12 protein-coding genes are annotated in these 19,340 nt (G+C 38.2%); 4 read left to right on the forward strand and 8 right to left on the reverse strand.

The annotated features are described in order from the left end of the window. Positions 1–18 precede the first annotated feature (18 nt). The 5 genes from argC to CRO54_RS18495 form a co-directional block, all read right to left on the reverse strand. Entirely contained in the window at positions 19–996 is a 978-nt protein-coding gene (argC, locus tag CRO54_RS18475) for an N-acetyl-gamma-glutamyl-phosphate reductase (protein WP_097133554.1), read from the reverse strand. A gap of 67 nt (positions 997–1,063) precedes the next feature. After that, the gene (locus CRO54_RS18480) at positions 1,064–1,525 is read right to left on the reverse strand and encodes a GNAT family N-acetyltransferase (protein WP_097133555.1); all 462 of its coding nucleotides are present in this window, start codon (positions 1,523–1,525) and stop codon (positions 1,064–1,066) included. 89 nt (positions 1,526–1,614) lie between these two features. Next, a complete protein-coding gene (gene argG, locus CRO54_RS18485; RefSeq protein ID WP_097133556.1) occupies positions 1,615–2,805 on the reverse strand; it encodes an argininosuccinate synthase in 1,191 nt (396 codons plus the stop codon). Between the two features lie 163 nt (positions 2,806–2,968). After that, complete coding sequence (locus CRO54_RS18490; RefSeq protein ID WP_097133557.1) at positions 2,969–3,667, reverse strand: N-acetyltransferase; 699 nt, start codon at positions 3,665–3,667, stop codon at positions 2,969–2,971. Positions 3,668–4,091: 424 nt separating this feature from the next. Then, positions 4,092–5,003: a hypothetical protein gene (locus CRO54_RS18495; protein ID WP_097133558.1), complete on the reverse strand. Its 912-nt coding sequence runs from the start codon at positions 5,001–5,003 to the stop codon at positions 4,092–4,094. A gap of 152 nt (positions 5,004–5,155) precedes the next feature. On the opposite strand from CRO54_RS18495, the gene CRO54_RS18500 reads away from it, so the two are divergent. After that, positions 5,156–6,712 (forward strand): glycoside hydrolase family 10-like protein, encoded by a 1,557-nt coding sequence (locus tag CRO54_RS18500; protein ID WP_097133559.1) that lies wholly within the window; start codon positions 5,156–5,158, stop codon positions 6,710–6,712. A gap of 150 nt (positions 6,713–6,862) precedes the next feature. On the opposite strand, the gene CRO54_RS18505 is transcribed toward CRO54_RS18500, so the two are convergent. The 3 genes from CRO54_RS18505 to nagB form a co-directional block, all read right to left on the reverse strand. Then, positions 6,863–9,724: a M16 family metallopeptidase gene (locus CRO54_RS18505; RefSeq protein WP_097133560.1), complete on the reverse strand. Its 2,862-nt coding sequence runs from the start codon at positions 9,722–9,724 to the stop codon at positions 6,863–6,865. A gap of 192 nt (positions 9,725–9,916) precedes the next feature. After that, on the reverse strand, positions 9,917–11,065 hold the full coding sequence (locus CRO54_RS18510; RefSeq protein WP_097133561.1) for an acyltransferase family protein: 1,149 nt from the start codon (positions 11,063–11,065) through the stop codon (positions 9,917–9,919). 210 nt (positions 11,066–11,275) lie between these two features. Next, positions 11,276–13,195 (reverse strand): glucosamine-6-phosphate deaminase, encoded by a 1,920-nt coding sequence (gene nagB, locus CRO54_RS18515; RefSeq protein WP_097133562.1) that lies wholly within the window; start codon positions 13,193–13,195, stop codon positions 11,276–11,278. Positions 13,196–13,563: 368 nt separating this feature from the next. On the opposite strand from nagB, the gene CRO54_RS18525 reads away from it, so the two are divergent. The 3 genes from CRO54_RS18525 to CRO54_RS18535 all read left to right on the forward strand — a co-directional run bounded on the left by CRO54_RS18525 (position 13,564) and on the right by CRO54_RS18535 (position 19,304). Continuing rightward, entirely contained in the window at positions 13,564–14,763 is a 1,200-nt protein-coding gene (locus CRO54_RS18525; protein ID WP_097133564.1) for an anhydro-N-acetylmuramic acid kinase, read from the forward strand. Positions 14,764–14,892: 129 nt separating this feature from the next. Beyond that, a complete protein-coding gene (locus CRO54_RS18530; RefSeq protein ID WP_097133565.1) occupies positions 14,893–17,988 on the forward strand; it encodes a SusC/RagA family TonB-linked outer membrane protein in 3,096 nt (1,031 codons plus the stop codon). A gap of 20 nt (positions 17,989–18,008) precedes the next feature. Then, the gene (locus CRO54_RS18535) at positions 18,009–19,304 is read left to right on the forward strand and encodes a RagB/SusD family nutrient uptake outer membrane protein (RefSeq protein WP_097133801.1); all 1,296 of its coding nucleotides are present in this window, start codon (positions 18,009–18,011) and stop codon (positions 19,302–19,304) included. The last annotated feature ends 36 nt before the right edge of the window (positions 19,305–19,340 follow it).

Raw genomic sequence — 19,340 nt, forward strand, 5'->3', positions numbered from 1 at the left:
CTCAGCATGACAGGGTGTTTAAAAATTTGCAGCCTTTAAGCGCAAACCACTGTTCTCTTCCAAACCAAACATTAAGTTCATATTCTGAACCGCTTGTCCGCTGGCACCTTTTAAAAGGTTATCTATAATGCTGATGATAAATAGTTTATTGCCATGTTTTTCTAAATGAACAAGGCATTTATTGGTATTTACCACTTGCTTTAAATCGATGTTTTTCCGGCTTACGTGAGTGAATGCATGACCAGCATAATAGTTCTCATACAATTCGTAAGCTTGCTCTTCCGTCAAGTCGATTTCTATGTACATTGCCGCCAAAATACCTCTAGTGAAATCTCCACGTTGTGGGATGAAGTTTAAAGCCTCTTTAACTTCGCCCTGCAGCTGAGTTAAGCTCTCGCCAATTTCATTTAGATGTTGGTGTTCGAAAGCCTTATAAATCGAAAGGTTGTTATTTCTCCAGCTGAAGTGTGAGGTTTTGCTCAAACTCTGACCTGCGCCCGTAGAACCTGTAGTTGCATTGATATGCACTTCGCTCTGCAATAATCCTTTTGAAGCCAATGGCAATAAACCTAATTGGATACAAGTAGCAAAACAACCGGGGTTCGCAATATTTTGTGCCGATTTGATTTTCTCTTTGTTCAGTTCTGGCAAGCCATAAACGAAGTTACGGGTTGCAAGTTGCGAGTTTTGGGTTAACCTAAAATCCTGAGATAAATCAATGATTTTAACTTTTGCATCAATCGGGTTTGCTTCCAAAAACTTCTTTGCATCGCCGTGACCAACGCACAGAAACAATACATCGATGTCTTGCGAAATTTGGTCTGTAAATTTCAAATCAGTATCACCAAATAAATCGGTATGTACGTCCGAAATTAGATTGCCAGCGTTACTGCTGCTATTTACAAAAGCAATTTCTACTTGTGGGTGGTTTACCAAGATACGTAGCATCTCGCCACCTGTATAACCTGCTCCTCCAATAATTCCTGCTTTTATCATATTTTTTCTAGGTTTAGGGTATAAGGTTTAAGGTAAAAGGTCAACTGCATGCCTTTAGACCCTTACCTTATTTTATTTCAATTTTATAAAGTAAAAACTCTTCGTCTGGTCCCTGTTTTACAAAACCAATTTGCTCGTAAAGGCTTTGCGCTGTAAAGTTATCAACGGCTGTTTCTAGCTGAACAAAAGTAGAGCCTTGTGCTTTAGCAAAATCCATCACGGTCTTAATCAGCATTTCCCCAATTCCCTGTTTGCGGTAATCTGGGTCAACAAACAAATCGTTCAGTATCCAATTCTTAGTTAATCTGGCAGATGAATATTTTGGATAAAGCTGTGTAAATCCTACTGGTTTATTTTCATCTAAAGCCACAAAAATTATCGACTCGTTGTTTTCTAATCGAGCATCAATGAAAGCCTTTGCCATTCCTAAATCAGAGAATTTACCGTAAAATATTCTGTACTGATTAAACAAGTTAACTACTAAGTCAGCTTCATTTAAATCGATACGTTTTATTTCTATTTTACTCATTTTTTAGGTTTAGGGTTTTTAGAGTTAAGGCTTAGGGTCTTTGGCGAAAAACCTTACGCCTTTTACCTCAAAGCTTTTACCTTCAGACGCTACGCTTCTGAGTTCACTTTATGCCAAATCATTACCTGGTTACCGAAAATTTTAGAGAAACCTTTCACATCTTCCCCGCTCCAAGCATTGTTCATTTCGCCGTAGCTGCCAAATTTATTGCTCATTAAATCGTTAGCACTTTCGATACCGATGATATGGAAACGATATGGCAACAACTCTACAAATACTTTTCCATTAACAGTGCTTTGAGTAGAGCTTAAGAAAGCTTCCATGTCTCTCATAATCGGATCGTGGAATTGACCTTCGTGCAACCAGTTACCATAAAATGATGATAAGTTTTCTTTCCAGCTCAACTGCCACTTAGTTAACGTGTGTTTTTCTAAAGCATGGTGCGCTTTGATGATTACCATTGGTCCTGCAGCCTCGAAACCAACACGACCTTTAATACCGATAATGGTATCACCAACGTGGATATCACGACCTACGCCGAAAGGAGCAGCAATTGCTTGTAATTTTTGGATTGCTCTCACTGATTCCAATTTCTCTCCATCAACTGCAACCAATTCACCTTTTTCAAAAGTTAATTCTACTTGTTTAGCTTCAGTTTCTGTTACCTGAGTTGGCCAAGCGCTTTCTGGCAACGTTTTGTTAGAAGTTAATGTTTCTGCGCCACCTACCGAAGTACCCCACAAACCTTTATTGATTGAGTATTTTGCTTTTTCCGCAGTGTAAACCACGCCATGTTTTGCTAAATATTCTATCTCCGCTTCGCGAGATAATTTCAAATCTCTAATTGGTGTGATAATCTCCACACCTGGAATAAGGATATTGAAAATCATATCGAAACGCACTTGGTCGTTACCTGCACCAGTACTACCGTGAGCTACATAATCAGCACCAATTTTCTTTACATAATTGGCAATAGCTGTAGCTTGGCAAACACGCTCTGCACTTACTGATAATGGATAAGTTGCATTTTTTAAGACGTTACCATAAATCAAATACTTGATGCTATCGTTGTAATAGTTTTCGGTTTCATCTACCGCAGCGTGCGAAGTTACACCTAAAGCATAAGCCCGTTCTTCAATTTCCTTTAGCTCATCTTCAGAAAAACCACCAGTATTTACTACTACCGAGTGTACTTCTAAGCCTCTGTCTTTGGTTAAATGAATGCAACAGAATGAGGTATCTAAACCTCCGCTAAATGCTAAAACAACTTTTTTCTTCATCTTGTATTTAATTATTACCACCTTAGACACCTAAGAAAACCTTAGCTAGATGGTTGATATATGTTATATATTTTAAATTCTATTTTTTTACCAGTTAAAACACTTTAAAAAACTTAAACTCAGTTGTACTAAAGTGTCTAAGGTGGTTAAATTAATTATATATCTATTTATTTAAAAACGCTAAAAATAACAACATCGATTTTAAATCTGTACCACCTTTGTTCTTCTCTATTAAACGCTGCTTAATGCGCATAAAACGTTCATAAAGCTTTGGTTTTCTCTGCAATTCTTCCGCAAACTTTTTCGCTTCCTCATGCTTTTTCTCTGCAGGGTCGTACAACATTGCGGTACACATACAGATTTTGCGCTCCTTCATTTTAAGGATATCGAAGTTCACGCAGCTTTGGCAACCTTTCCAGAAATCTTCATCCTGGGTAAGTTCCGAATAGGTAACAGGTTCGTAGCCTAAATCAGAGTTGATTTTCATTACCGCTAAACCAGTGGTTAGCCCGAAGATCTTAGCTTTAGGATACAGTTTTCTCGATAGGGCGAAAATTTCTTCCTTGATAGATTTTGCTAATCCAGCTTTACGGAATTTAGGACTTACAATTAAGCCAGAGTTGGCCACAAACTGACCATGGCTCCAAGTTTCGATGTAGCAAAATCCAGCCCACGTGCCATCCTTATGGAAAGCGATGACAGACTTTCCCTCCTGCATTTTACCTGCAACATATTCTGGCGAACGTTTAGCGATACCTGTGCCTCTAGCTTTCGCAGATTCGGCCATCTCTTCAACTATTTCTTCTGCAAAAACACGATGTTCAGGAAGTGCGACTTGCACTATAAAATCGTTATTATTCATTAATTCTTTAACGAAAAAATATGGTATTCTTGTTAATTGGATTTTTAGTGAGGATCAATTCCTCATGGGTTTAAGTTCCCTAGGGGTAAGACTTAAATCCGCGGCGTAAAGAGCTGCCGACTTGTAGTGATATGAAATACGGGGTGTAAACGCTCAATAAAATAGCCGTTAGACGCCATATTCTTGGCCTCTAAAACAGATAATTTATGTGCAATTTGTTTACTCATTTTTTAATCAAATCAATTGTGTAGAATTGATTGTGGCGCAAAGGTTTAAATAAAATTTGAGTTGTGCAATACAATTCGCATTTTTTTACATTTTGTTTATCATTTCTTAATGCACCCGAAGCGTACTCCGCCTGTTATCAATAAAAAAATCCCATTGGACTATGCTAATGGGATTTTTTTATTGAATGTCTTCAGGTTTATCGCAATTCTATTTCAGACTTTCCCATAAGGAATCCATCTGCATACAAGAAAATGCCATAATTGCCTTTGATGAAAGTTCTGGGGTTAATCCAATCTATCTTGAAGGAAGTGCCATCATTGTTATACGAAATCTCAATGGCTCTGCTGTATTGCATTTGTTGCCCATCCGCTTCAAACATGTTGCTCTCATCAGCAATTAAATTACCTGCTGGATCAATCACCCTGAGAAAGATTTTATGGTACGTTTTTTCTGCTAAGTCATTTGGGGCAATACCGAAATCAATAGTTAATTTATTGGTTGCGCTGGCTTTAGTAACTAAAGCGCTTTTGCCGTTATCTTTTACCCTAAAAGCACTCACGTTAATATTAGAAGCTTTTAAAGAAGAACCAACCTTTACTTTTCTATTCAGATTTCTATTTTCTCTTCTTAAATTTTCTGTTTGTTCGTTATAATCGTTGATGCTTGTTTTTAAGCTATCACGTTCTGTTTTAAGATAGGAGTTTTCCTGCTCTAGAATCGCAATTTGATTATTGTAACTCTTTACGAAATCTTTTAATGAATTGATTTGCTTGTGAGCCTCGTCTAGTTCCTGCTGAGTAAGCTCTCCTTTTTTTAGCGCTAACTTCAATTCAGCAATTTTCTCCCTAGCTAATTTTTGCTCTTCAATTAACCTATCATTTAAGGTCACATTTAGCAGGTTTACTCGGTCAAGTTCTACTTCTATTTTCTCTACTTCAAGTTTAAGGCGGTCTTTTTCGGTGTTTATTGTAACAAATCTGCTAGTTTGCTGCCTATCTTTAAAATATAGATAACCGTTTATCCCTAGTAACGCTATAATGACAATAATCAGGAAGTAAACTTTGTTACGATCTACCTTGTTATCTGCCGCTTTTTCTTGTGTCTGCATTGTTTTTCTCAGTCTCGAAAGTAATTATGTAAGCGTCAATTGAAGTGCTAACTTAACAATAAAATCAAAAAAGTATAAAAATAATGTCACTTTTGTATGCTAAAGCTCGAAAGTAACGTTAACAGAATAGCTTATTATCAAATCATTTAGGAATGCCCTACCACTTATTGAAGTACAACATCTTTACGACTCTTTTTTTCTTATTCATATCAGCGTCAACATTAAACGCTCAAGAGGAGATTAAAATTGCACCTAAGCGAGAATTTCGTGGTGTATGGGTGGCAACCGTTACCAATATCGACTGGCCATCTAGGCAGGGCTTATCTGTAGATCAGCAAAAGCAAGAACTGATTGCCATTCTAGAGCAGCATAAGAAGACAGGATTAAATGCCATTATTCTACAAATTAGACCAACAGCAGATGCGGTTTATGCTAAATCAAGAGAGCCTTGGAGCCATTGGTTAATGGGTAAACAAGGCTTGGCACCCGCTGCGGGTTACGACCCTTTAGCTTTTGCAGTTAAGGAATGCCACGAAAGAGGAATGGAGTTACATGCTTGGTTTAACCCGTACAGAGCAACGATGTCGGCAAGTCAGGTCACGCATCCAGAGCATATCACTAAACAAAAACCTGAACTTTTTTACCGTTACGGCGGACAAATCCTTTTTGACCCGGGGATTCCAGAAAATAGAGAATACATTACCCAAGTAATACTAGATGTGGTAAAAGGTTACGATATTGACGGGGTTCATTTCGATGATTATTTCTATCCATATCGTATCGCTGGACAAACTATTAACGATAGCGCAACCTTCTCGAAATATCCTAACGGGTTTGTTAAAATTGATGATTGGAGAAGAAACAATGTTGATTTGTTGGTGAAGATGGTGAATGATAGCGTACATCATTACAAAAAACACATCAAATTTGGTATTAGTCCTTTCGGGATTTGGAGAAACTTTAGGGAAGATACTTTAGGCTCTAAAACCAATGGCTTATCTAACTATGGAGAGCTGTATGCTGATTCTAGAAAATGGATAAAAGAAGGATGGGTAGACTATATCAATCCGCAGATTTATTTTTCTTTTTCTCGTGCTGCGGCGCCATTTAAGGTACTGTTAGACTGGTGGGATAAAAACACTTACGGTAGGCATTTATATATTGGCCAAGCGGCTTACCTTATCCATAATGGTACTACAAAACGAGAACCAGCATGGGCTAGACCTAACGAAATCCCAAACCAAATCAGAGCAATTAGATCGAGTAATAGAGTGCAAGGAAGTGTTTATTTCAGTTCCAAATCCTTATCGACGGTAGCTCGTGGCCTAACGGATTCTTTAAGAAACGATTTTTACAAATATCCAGCTTTACCACCGCTAATGCCTTGGATAGATGACGTGGCGCCAAATGAACCTCAAAATTTAACAGCTGAGGCAACTGCAGATGGTATCCAGTTAAAATGGACAAGACCACTGAAAGCTAAAGATGGTGAAACTGCGTCAGGCTATGTCGTTTATCGCTTTAACGAAGGTGAGAAAATAGATGTTTTGAACGCTAGAAATATCGTACGTATTACCTTCGAAGATTATTCGTTCTTTTTGGATACTAATGTGGAGAAAGGGAAACGTTACAGTTACCTAGTGACGGCTTTAGATCGAATTAAAAACGAAAGTGATGCAAGTGGCCCAGTAGGGGTAGAGGCGAAGTAAAAAGAAAAATAAAAATGGCGCTTAACTAAGCGCCATTTTTATTATAGTAAACTATAGACTTACGAAGTTTAACTTTAGATAATTGATTTTCAATTGTAAAGTTGAGGGCTTAGCCGTTTTAAAACTTCGTAAGTCTCAGTGCTTCAATTCCTAGTTCTCAGGTAACAATACCAAACGAATATAATTATCACCGTTTAAGTAATTCTGTGCTGCGGTTTTGGTTGCTTCAACAGTTACGCCGTTAATGCGTGCCGTGTTGCCTAAAACTTGCTCCAAATTATCGCCATATTTTAAACGATTGGTTAAGTACCCTAACCAATATCCATTTTCACGGATGCTTAACTCTTCCTGTCTCAACTCTTCAGATTTAAATTTCTGTAAATCTTCTGCAGTTACCCCATTTTTAGCAAAGGCATTCACCTCTTCTATAGCAGCATTCACCAGCTTATCTACATTAGCCCTAGCACAGCTAAAAGAAATAGTGAAGTAGTAATGAGCTGTAGGGTTTTTCTGTACGCTTAATGATACGTTAGGACTATAAACACCACTTTCTTTCTCACGTAAACGCTCGGTGATTTTAATATCTAAAGCCGCTTTTAAAGCATCTAACATTACATTATTATCTGCGTTGTAAGTATAGTCGTTATGAAAAACCAATTGTACATTTGCTTTATCTTCCAGTCCTTTTTTAACCGTTTTGCTTACTTTTCCTTTTGGAGGGTTAACACCATTATCTACAAAGTTTTCGTTTTTGTTTAACGATGGTAAACTCGCTAGGTAAGTAGTTACAAAAGGTTTGATTTTCTCTACGTCGAAATTACCTACAAAAACGAAGGTTTGTCCGCTAGCATCGGCAAAGCGATCTTTATAGAAAGCAAAAGCTTTGTCTATGTTGATTTTATCGATATCAGCTAAGTTTGTTGGCATCCCACGTTTGTGGTAATTAGCCATTACTGCTTGTACCGTATCTGCAAAAACGCTTGATGGGTTACTGTTCTTATTGGCAAGAATTACTTTGTAATCGCTGATGTTTTTATTGAAAATCTCAACGTCTTTACGTGGATTTGTAGCACGAGCGTAAATCAGTTGAAAAGCGGTCTCTAAATCTTTCGGAGAAGCGCTTCCTGAGAATCCTTGATACAAATCATCAATGTAAGCGCCAGCCGAAGCCGTTTTGCCTGCCAAGTATTTAGTCAATTGGGTTGGATTAAAATCACCCACACCGCTTTGCGCAATTAGGTTGGCGTTATCAGCAGAAATGAAATCGTCGTTGCTGGCTAAAGAAGCACCACCTTTGCCAAACGAAGTAAAAATCACTTGGTCATTTTTGAAATCAGTAGGTTTTAAAACTACTTTAACGCCATTGCTCAACGTTAATGTAGTTACGCCAACTTTATCGTTTTTGGCTTCGCTTACAATGGTTCCAGCTTTTGGAGCCTGCGCAATTAAAGGTTTGTTTACTGTGTTATCTATATAAGGAGTTACGCCATTGCCAGCGGTTTTAATTGCAGCTAATAGGGCAGCTTCTGTCGGCAGGTTTTCTTTTTCCTTTTCAGGGGCTTGCACCACTACAATCTGATTGGTTTTGGTCACCATTGCTTTGGCAGCCGCGTTAACTTCTGCTAACGTGGTGTTTTGTAACAGCTTTTTAGAAAGCTCGTAAGTGTACTCGGCAGATGGAATAGCTGCACCAATTAAAAAGTTGTTCAGGTATTGCTGTACATAAGCCGAAGATTTGGTTTTATCTTTTTCCTTGAACTGCTTTTCGATACCTGCTTCCATTTTCTTTTTAACGGTTTCTAGCTCGCCTGCAGTAAAGCCAAATTTAGCCATACGCTCGTTTTCTGCCAAGGCAGCTACTATAGCTTTTTGCAACTCGGCACCCGATTTTGCTACAGCTATTGTTTGCAATGCGCTAACATCCCAAACTAAACCACCTTGATAAGGCGCATAAGTGCTTTGAGCAAATAAGAAAGGTGCAGTGCCTTTTTGAGTTAATTCTGTAATACGTGCACCTAACATGTTGTTCGCCATGCTCTGTAGCAATTGGGTTTTGTAATCTGCTTCAGTTTTTACAGGTCCTTGCTTTTGCTTGTAAATTACCTGTGCAACGTTGTAAGGTTGCTCTTTATCTACAGCAATTTTAATTAAAGGCTGTGCATTGTCAGGAATGTTATAGTAAGTTCTCGCTCGCTCCGTTTTAGGATTAGCTAAGCCTGAAAAGTTAGCAATAATTAGTTTTTCAACTTCGTTCACGTCAAAATCACCAACTGCAATTACACTTTGTAAGTTAGGGCGGTACCAATCTTTATAGAAATTACGGATTTTATCGTGAGTAAAATTCTGTAGAATCTCAACTTTGCCAATTGGAATACGCTTAGCATACTGAGAATCTCCTAGTAAGAAAGGCAATAATTGGTTGCTCATTCTTTGTTGTGCATTTTTACCACGCTGACGGTCTTCCTCTACAATTACACCACGTTCATTGTCAATTTCTTTTCCATCCATGGTGATTTTACCAGCCCAGTTAGCTAAGATTTTAAAGCCAGTTTTAAAAACTTCGGCACTATCTGTAGGAATTGGCAATTGGAAAACAGTTTGGTTAAAACCAGTGTAAGCATTTAAATCTGCACCAAAACGTACACCCGCTTTTTGTAGGTAATTGATGATTTCGTTTTTAGGGAAATCGGTAGTTCCGTTAAAAGCCATGTGTTCTGTAAAGTGAGCTAAACCTAATTGGTCTTCGTTTTCCATCAAAGAACCAATTTTGGTTCCTAAATAAAGCTCTGCCCTGTTTTTAGGCTCAACGTTTTTTCTGATGTAATAAACCAAGCCATTTGGCAACTTTCCAATTTTAACATTTGGGTCGTTAGGTAAAGTTTGGCTAGCTACAGGTTTTGCGGCAGTTTTAGCTGCTGTAGCTTTGGTTGGAGCCTTTTTTTGTGCAATTGCTGGTTGAGCTAAGGCGATAGAAAGAGCGCCAACAGCAAGTAAATGCAGATTTTTCTTCATTTAAATAATTTTAGTTAAGAGGTAGAATTCGTTTTTCAATAATTAGATAGGGTATAAGCGATAAAGTTACAGAAATGAAATTGAATGATAAGATGACTAAATGAGATCAAAATCTCCTCCCGAAGTTTAAGGATTTCGACCACTCAATACTGGCCTGTATTCTTTGTTCATTGCTCTTTATTCTTTGCTCCTTTAAACCTTAATAATGATATTTCTCTTGTACATTACCCAAAGAATAATATACCAAAAGAGTACAAAAGCAATGGCATAGGCTAACGAAGCATTTAATGGATTGGAAAAGCTGTTAGCAAACCACGCTTTGTTTACGTAGTTCAAGGCTCCTATTTTTTCTCCCTCAAAATCAACTTTGAACATGTTTACCAATCGTGGCATTAAGCCTGATAAGAAGAAAACGGTAATCGCATTTACGCCATAAACCACAAAAGGTTTCGTAAAACGATTGTACTGGTTCACATCTATTAGCCAGTAAGAAAGCGATAAGATAATTGTCGCCAATCCGCCCGTGTAAAGCACGTAAGAGCTAGTCCACAACGATTTGTTGATAGGGAATTGTAGATCCCAAAGTAAACCGCCAATAAATAGCAACGTGCCCGCAGAAAATAACCAAGCAATTTTAGTAGCGGGTTCAATGGTTTTCTTTTTAAGGTATGTTCCTACTAGCACGCCAATTAAACAGGTGCCAATAGCAGGAAGTGTACTTAAAATTCCCTCTGGGTCCCAAGTTTTGGCTGATTTCCATAGATGTGCTTCCGTTAAAAGGGTTCTGTCTAACCAAGCACCTAAATTGGTTTCCTTTTCTAAATTGGCAGGGCCGAAATCAGGAACGGGTACAAAATTCATCAATGCCCAATACCCAAAAAGTAATACCACAATGGTTTGAAAAAGCCTTTTATCGCTCAGCTTTAAAAATAGAATGGACGATACGAAAAACACAACAGAAATTCTTTGCAAAACACCAGGTATCCTCACAGTTTTTAGTGACTCCATAAAATCGAAATCACTAAAGTTTCTTGGAAAAAATGCTAGGATAAAACCTAAAAGGAAAAGCGTGATGGCTCTTTTTAAAGCTTTTAAAATAGTGTTGCCATGTGTGGCTTTGTCTTCTCTTTTGCTGCCCATTGCGTAGGCAATAGAAACGCCAACGATAAACAAAAAGAAAGGAAATACTAAGTCGGTAGGTGTGCAACCGTTCCATTCTGCATGGCCTAATGGCGGGTAAATGTGCGCCCAGCTTCCTGGATTGTTTACCAAAATCATTGCGGCAACAGTTAGGCCTCTAAAAAAATCGAGTGATAAGAGACGTTGTGGTTTGGTTTCCATGCTTATAAAATAAAAAATCTTCTATCCTTAGTTTGTTTAGCTAAAGATAGAAGATAAATTTTAAACCCTCTCTGCCCTTCGGGCATCTATTGAGGTTTGTTTATTTTGTTTTAGCCTCAATGAGCTCGCTATGCTTCGGTTCTCCCTAAAAGGGAGAGAAAAAGAAGTGTTGTTCCCTCTCCTTTTAAAGGAGAGGGGGTAGGGTGAGGTTTAAAAATGAAATCTCACAAAAGCTTCCATCGCTTCGTAATCTGCTAAGCCTAATTCGTCATAGGTTTTTGCAGTTTCGCGATTTCTGTCTTCTGCTCTTTGCCAGAATTCTCTAGGGTCATCACCAGGGAAAACTGGAATATCTTTTTGTGATTGATGTTTGAAGATAGCCAATTTCTTGCGCTCCACTTCCTTAGGGCTTAATGGAACCGCCATTTCAATTTCATGTGGTTCAAACTCGTGCCATGCACCACGGTACATCCATAACCAGCAATCTTCAACCCAAGCCTCAGTACCTTTTAAGCGTCTCAGCGACTCCACAATTAAGTTAAAACAAACAATGTGTGTGCCATGTGGATCTTCAAAATCACCAGCAGCAAATACTTGTTGTGGTTTTACTTTTTGAAGTAATTCCATCGTTAATTGAATATCAATCTCAGAAACTGGATTTTTCTTCACTTTACCGGTTTCATAGAATGGAAGTGCCATAAAGTGAATATTTTCATCAGGTAAACCTGAGAAACGAGCACCTGCAATCGCTTCACCCTTTCTAATTAAGCCTTTAACCAATTTAATCTCTTCGGTATCTACTTGATTAGGTAACTTGTTGGCCATAAACTCACGCATATCTTCGTAAGTTTTTCTCATATTGGTTTGATCAATGCCCATTTTCTCAGAAAAATCGATATTGAACTCAACAAAGCGCAATACATCATCATCCCAAACAGCAGTATTACCAGAGGTTTGGTAAGCAACGTGTACCTCGTGACCTTGGTCTGCCAATCTGATGAACGTACCGCCCATAGAAATTACATCATCATCTGGGTGCGGAGAGAAAACAATTGCTCTCTTTTTCGCAGGATTTGCTCTTTCCGGACGTTGGCTATCATCAGCATTTGGTTTACCACCTGGCCAACCTGTAATGGTGTGTTGTAGCTTATTGAAGATGTCGATGTTGATATCATAAACAGGACCTTGCTCTGTAGCCAACTGCGCCATGCCATTGTTGTTATAGTCGTCTTCAGTTAACTTAAGGATAGGTTTTTTAAGATGCTTTGCTAACCAAATTACCGCTTTACGGGTAAGCGTTGGGGTCCAATCGCAATCTCTCGCTAACCAAGGTGTATCGAATCTGGTTAAGTCTAAAGCTGCATCTTGATCGAGAATAAATTCTACATTCTCTGAAAGTTGCAAATAAGTTGCAGGTACCTCGCTAGAGATTTCACCTTCAACGGCCTTTTTAATAATTGCGGCTTTTTTTCTATTCCAAGCCATCAGAATAATCTCCTTGGCTTTGAAAATAGTACCGATACCCATGGTAATGGCTTTGGTAGGTACATTAGATTTACCACCGAAATCACGGGCAGCATCTCTACGGGTAAGGTCATCTAGCGTAACTAAACGGGTTCCGGAGTTTGGTGCAGAACCAGGCTCGTTGAAACCGATGTGACCTGTACGTCCGATACCTAAAATCTGAATATCCAGTCCGCCAACACTTTCTATTTTCTTCTCGTAGTTTAAACAGAAAGCTGGAATTTCTTCAAGACTTAGGGTTCCATCCGGAATGTGTACGTTGCTTTTGTCTATGTCGATATGATTGAAAAGATTTTCATTCATGAAGTGAACATAGCTCTGTACCGAATTAGGTTGCATTGGATAGTATTCATCCAAATTGAAAGTGATTACATTTTTAAAGCTTAAGCCTTCTTCTTGATGTAATCTAACCAATTCTGCATAAACAGCAACTGGCGTGGCGCCGGTAGCTAAACCTAATACTGCATTTTGGTTTTGTTGTTGTTTTTCTTTGATTAGTGAAGCGATACGGTTCGCAACGCTTAGAGAAGCTTCCTTAGGATTTTTAAAAATACTAACTGGTAGCTTTTCGAACCTCGTTTCTTCTAATAGATTTAATCTTGCCATTAATCTTTGGTTTTATTATTGAACGGAGCAGTAAATATAGAATAGTTAAAGAGAAAAAAAAATAGCTATCGTTAACTATAACAACGACTTTCTGTTAAAAAGTGGCTTTAAAGGCCTTCTCAAGCGTTTGCACTTTTTAAAAAAATTAAAAAACTTTTTTTCAAGAAGGTTAAAGAAGCCAGTTTTTGAATAAAAAATGTAGATACGCTTAACTTTATCAAAACAACTTGTACCTTTCGCCATCCAAATATTTTGCATTCAAATCATCACAATTTCATGTCAGTTGGCATCCAAAAAAAATGAAGGCTAAAAGCTGTTTGGATAGGATTAAACCATAAAGCTCTAAAGAGAAAATAAAATTTATGCTGATGAAAAATCAAATCGAAAGTCTATATCAGAAATCTAAAAAAGAAGAAAAATTGATAATCGGTCTAATGTCGGGCACTTCTATGGATGGCTTGGATATTGCCCTTAGCTCTTTCAAAGGTAGTGGCAGCGAAACTGAGATCAAACTCTTGCATTTTAAGACAGGCGATTATACCGACAACTTTAGACAACAGGTGAAATCAATTTTTTCGAAAAAAACGGTTGACCTGGAGATGGTTTGTTTAATGAATGAGCAAATTGCGCTTACTCATGCCAAACTAATTAACGAGGCAATTGCAGAATGGGGTTATCACAATGAAGATATTGATTTCATTGCCAGTCACGGACAAACCATTTATCATGCTCCAAAATCATTACATGGGCAAGAGGGTTTGCCAAATGGCACGTTACAAATTGGTGACGGCGACCATATTGCAGTAAATACTGGAATTATTACCCTTAGTGATTTTAGACAAAAACATATTGCTGCTGGTGGCGAAGGAGCTCCCTTAGCCGTTTATGGAGATTACCTTATATTCTCTAAACAGGGAGAAGACAGGATAATGTTGAATATTGGCGGTATTGCCAATTATACTTACCTGCCTGGAGATTTAAGTGCTTCTAAAGTTTTCTCTACTGATGTTGGTCCGGGAAATACTTTGATGGATCAATATGTTCAACAACATTTTGAGGGTTTATACTACGATAAAGACGCAGCAATTGCACTAGCTGGAAAAGTGAATGTACAGTTGTTGAAAGAACTTTTAGCAAATGATTTTTTCGCTGCGGATTTTCCAAAAACAACAGGCCCAGAGCTTTTCAGCATGGATTATCTCGAAAAGGCTCAAAAGGCATCTGGCACTGCAGCATTGGCAAAAGAAGATGTGATGGCTACGCTTTGTCATTTTTCTGCACAAGGTATCATCGGGTCAATCAAAAGGGCACTGAGAGATCTATCTAAACCCGTTTTGTATTTAAGTGGTGGAGGGATGCACAATCCATTGCTGTTCTCGCTTTTACAAGCAGAATTGCCAGAAGTAGTATTTAAAACTACGTCAGATTTGGAGGTTAATCCAGATGCAAAAGAGGCTGTTTTATTTGCACTATTAGCTAACGAAACCATTTGCGGTAGCCAAATTTACTTTGGCGAAAGACAAGGAGTGCCTTCTGTTTGTATGGGTAAAATTAGTTTGCCGAAATAAATTTCTCAAAATTGTAATGTTGTTTGCAGCTTAATGCGAATAATTGCTGATATTCGCTCTGTAATTAGAGTTTTTATGTTTGAAAGCAGCAAATTACAGAACAACTAACCATTTTTATACAAATCTAGTATGAGTAAATTTTACATCTCATGGCGTGTCAAATCGAGAGCACTCTTTTTGACGCCAATCCTATTGCTGTTATTCTTTACGGCAAATGCACAAACAAATCGTTACGTAATTACTGGTAAGGTTACAGAAGATGCCAGCAAGTCGCCTATTCCAGGAGCTGGAGTAAAGGTACAGGGAACTAACTTTGCTGTTGCAGCCAATACCGATGGTAGCTACTCTTTAGTAGCGAATTTGGCGCCAGGAAACTATCAAATAGCAGTAACCTTTATTGGTTACAAAACATCAACTAAGCAGGTAACTTTGGGTAGCAATACCAACGTAACCGCCGATTTTTCTCTAGCACAAGATGCGATGGGATTAGATGAGGTAATTGTGACGGGTACTTCTCAAGGAACTACAAGAAAGCAATTGGGTAACTATATCACTTCAGTAAAAGGAGATGATTTAAATAAAGCACCTAGCGGAAACGTACTTTCATCAATGCAAGGTAAGGTTGCGGGAGCGCAAATTACTCAAAACTCTGGTGATCCAGCTGGGGGTATGTCGGTTAAGCTTCGTGGTATCAGTTCGGCTAATTCATCTACAGAGCCTTTGTACATTATTGATGGGGTAATTGTTAACAACTCGACAACCAGAGTAACAAACACCACTGGTAATTATGATGGAGCTAATTTTGTTGGAAGCATTGGCCAAAATAGAATGGTGGATATTAATCCGGCTGATATTGAAAGAGTAGAGGTGTTAAATGGAGCTTCTGCTGCGGCTATTTATGGTTCAAGAGCAAACGCTGGTGTAATTCAGATTTTCACTAAAAAAGGTGTTGCTGGTAAAACTCAAGTAAGTTTCAATACCAATTTTGTAATCAGCGAATTACGTAAGAAGATTGAAGTGAACCAATCGCCAGTTAAATTTGGTGGAAGTGTTGATTCATTTACTCAGGATGTTATACAAACCGTTGCTCCTGCACCAGGCGCCACTCCTGTATTGCTAACTAATACTACCGCTGTAACACGTTATGATTATCAAGACTACATCTTTAGAACGGGTGTGGGTACGGATAACAATCTGTCAATTTCTGGTGGTGGTGAAAATACTAAAGTCTATACTTCTTTCGGTTATTTTAACAATCAAGGTATCATTAAAAACACTGATTTTCGAAAATATAACTTCAGAACAAATTTAGACCAAAAGTTAAACAATTGGGCTAGCTTATCTGCTGGTTTAAATTATGTGAAAAGTGCTGCGAACGAAAAGCCAGATGGCAACTCTTTCTTCTCGCCAATGAACTCTGTTACTATTATTGGCAACTTTCATGACATTTGGAGAAGAGATGCCAATGGAAACCTAATGGCTGTAGGAGAAAGAGGGCGTGTAAACCCTGTTTCTGTTATTGAAGATATTAAACAAAGACAAGAAGTAGACAGGATTATCGCTAACTCTACGTTGAAATTGAATCCTGTTAAAAATTTAACAATAGATTTTACTTTGGGAGTGGATAATTCATCTCAAAATGGAACTACTTATATACCGCCGTATACTTATAACGTAAATCCAGATTTCTTTGGTGGAGGTGCTCTAATGACTGCCACTCAAAATGGTTACACCAGTGCTGCAACCAATAAAGCTTTAATGTTTAATAATGAGATTAATGCTACTTATCAAGCTAAAATCTCTGATTTATTAAGTTCGGTAACACAAGTTGGTTATTCGTACCAATATGAAAAAGGTCAATACGCCTTATTACAAGGTAGAGGCTTGGCACCAAAAATTAGTACAATTAATGGCGCAGCTACACCATTGCCAAGCGCAGAGGGAAGAACCGAACTATCTATTAGCGGCGCTTATATTCAACAGAACTTTAAATACAAAGATCACTTGTTCGTAACAGGTGCCTTGCGTATGGATGAATCTTCGGTTTTTGGTAAAGACAATAGAAATCAACTGTATGTAAAAGCAAGCTTAAGTTATGTGCTTTCTTCTGCTGATTATTGGAAGACAACTAGCTTTTCTTCTTGGTGGAACACATTTAAGTTAAGAGCAGCTTATGGACAGTCTGGTAACTTGACAGGTATTGGTGCATACGAGCGTATCAATGCATATAATGGACAGGCATTTGTAGGTAATACTTCTTTGTTTAGTCCTTTTCAGTTAGCTAATGAAAATGTTAAGCCAGAACGTCAGGATGAGTTAGAGGTGGGCGCCGACTTAGGTTTCTTTAACAATAGATTGAATTTAAGTGTCAACTATTACAATAAAAAGGTAAAAGATCTATTGCTTTCTCAAGTAATTGCGCCTACCGAAGGTTATACCAGTTTCCTAAATAATATTGGCTCTTTAAAAAACACTGGTTTTGAGTTTGTTTTAGGAGGTACACCTTTAAAAACTGAAAACTTCAGTTGGACTACCTCAGCTATTTTTAATAGGAACAGAAATGAGGCTTATAACATAGGTGCAATGAGATTGTTGAGCACTAATCCGGGTGCTCCAGTTGCAATTATTGACGGAAAGCCTTTAGGTGTTTTCTACGGAACTTATTTTGCTAGAAATGCCGACGGAAGTTTAGTGACTAATGCGGCGGGCATTCCGCAACAGGCAAAAGCCGCAAATGGAGATCCGTTAAGAAAAGTGCTAGGGGATCCAAATCCAGATTTTAACTGGTCATTTGTAAATGATTTTAACTATAAGAGATTTGGTCTACGCATTCAGTTAGATGGTGTGCAAGGTGGCGATGTATGGAACGCAGATTGGAGAACTAGACAAGGCGTTGGTAATGGTAAAGTAGCCGAGCAAGAGCAAATGGGCTTATTGCCTAGAGGTTATGTGGCTGGAGTTTATGCCATTGAAGAATGGAGAATTGATGACGGTTCTTTTGTGAAGTTGAGAGAAATTTCTTTGAGTTACAATATTGGAAAGGTTAAATCTATTAGTAACATGACGGTAGTATTAAGCGGTAGAAATTTGATTTCTTGGGATAATTACAAAGGCTATGATCCTGAATTAAATTCAGCCGGTCAGTCAACTATCCTTAGAAATATCGATTTTGGTTCGGTGCCAATTCCAAGAACCTTTAGCTTAGGTTTACAGGTTAAATTTTAATGGTTTTAAGGAGAAAAATGATGAAAAATATTAAGATAAATTCAATATATATAGCTTGCGGATTGTTGACAGCTGCAAGCTTGGTGTCATCTTGTAAAAAAGATTTCGAAGATCCGTCTAGAGCAAAGGTAGATGCTGCTTTAGGCTCAAGTCAGGGATTATCAGCTGTTGCAGTTGGTATTCAACGAACTTATTCGCTTGGAAGGACTGGTGTAGTATTTAATTCTATCGCAGCGGCTGGATTTTCTAGTAATGAGCTAAAATTGCTGAATTCGGGTAATATCCCTGAATTACAATTGAGTACTGGAGGTAATGCCGTTGATGCTACTAATACCATTTTGTTCAATATGTGGGCAACTTCTTTCAAAGTCATCGACGAGAGTAATAAAGTTATCGCTAGTGCTGAAGCCTTGGGAGATAAAGGTTATGCATCGGGTTTAATTGGCTACGTAACCATTTTTAAAGCATTGTCTTTAGGGACAATTTCATCATTTTGGCAACAGGTTCCGGTTACAACGGGTAAGAATGTCCCTTTCGTTACAAGAGATCAAGGCTTTAGGGCGGCTATAGCTGCTATTGACAAAGCATTAGCTGCAATTGCTGCAAATCCTATATCTGCTCAGTTTACTGGTGTGCCAAGCATGAATATTGTGAATACATTGCACGCCTTAAAAGCTAGGTATGCATTATTTACAGGGCAATATCCTTTGGCTTTAAGTGAAGCAAATGCTGTGTTGTCAAATACTGGTGCATCGTTAGTTTTTGATAGCGCTAATCCGAATGTTCTCTTTAGCATTATTAGTTCTAATAACGTATTTCAGCCTACAGATGCTAATCTGGGATTACCAGCATCCTTGGCTCCTAATCCAAATGATAAACGTATTCCGTTTTACACAGCAATGCAGGGCACACCTACTGCTACTTTGCGTATGACTGGTTTTTCAACAAAAGTAGATCAGGCTATTCCGATCTTTTTACCAGGCGAGATGACTTTAATCAAAGCAGAAGCCCTACTTCGTCAAACTACGCCAGATGTAGCTAATTCGTTAATTGAGTTAAATAAAGTTGTGACCAAAACGACAGATGCATTTGGCGTTGCAGCAGATCTACCACCACTTGTTGGTCCTTTTACACCAGCAGAATTGTTGGAGCAAATATATAAGCATAGAAGTATTGAGCTTTTTGCTTCTGGTTTAAAACTAGAAGATATGCGAAGGTTCAATAGACCGCAAGCGGAAATGAAGCGTAGCTTTATGCCTTATCCTTTCCAAGAAAGAGACAATAATACAAACACACCGGCAAATCCGGCATTTTAATAAATAAGAAAGGGAGGCTAAAAACCTCCCTTTCTT

The organism is Pedobacter xixiisoli (assembly GCF_900215335.1).
GTDB lineage: Bacteria > Bacteroidota > Bacteroidia > Sphingobacteriales > Sphingobacteriaceae > Pedobacter > Pedobacter xixiisoli.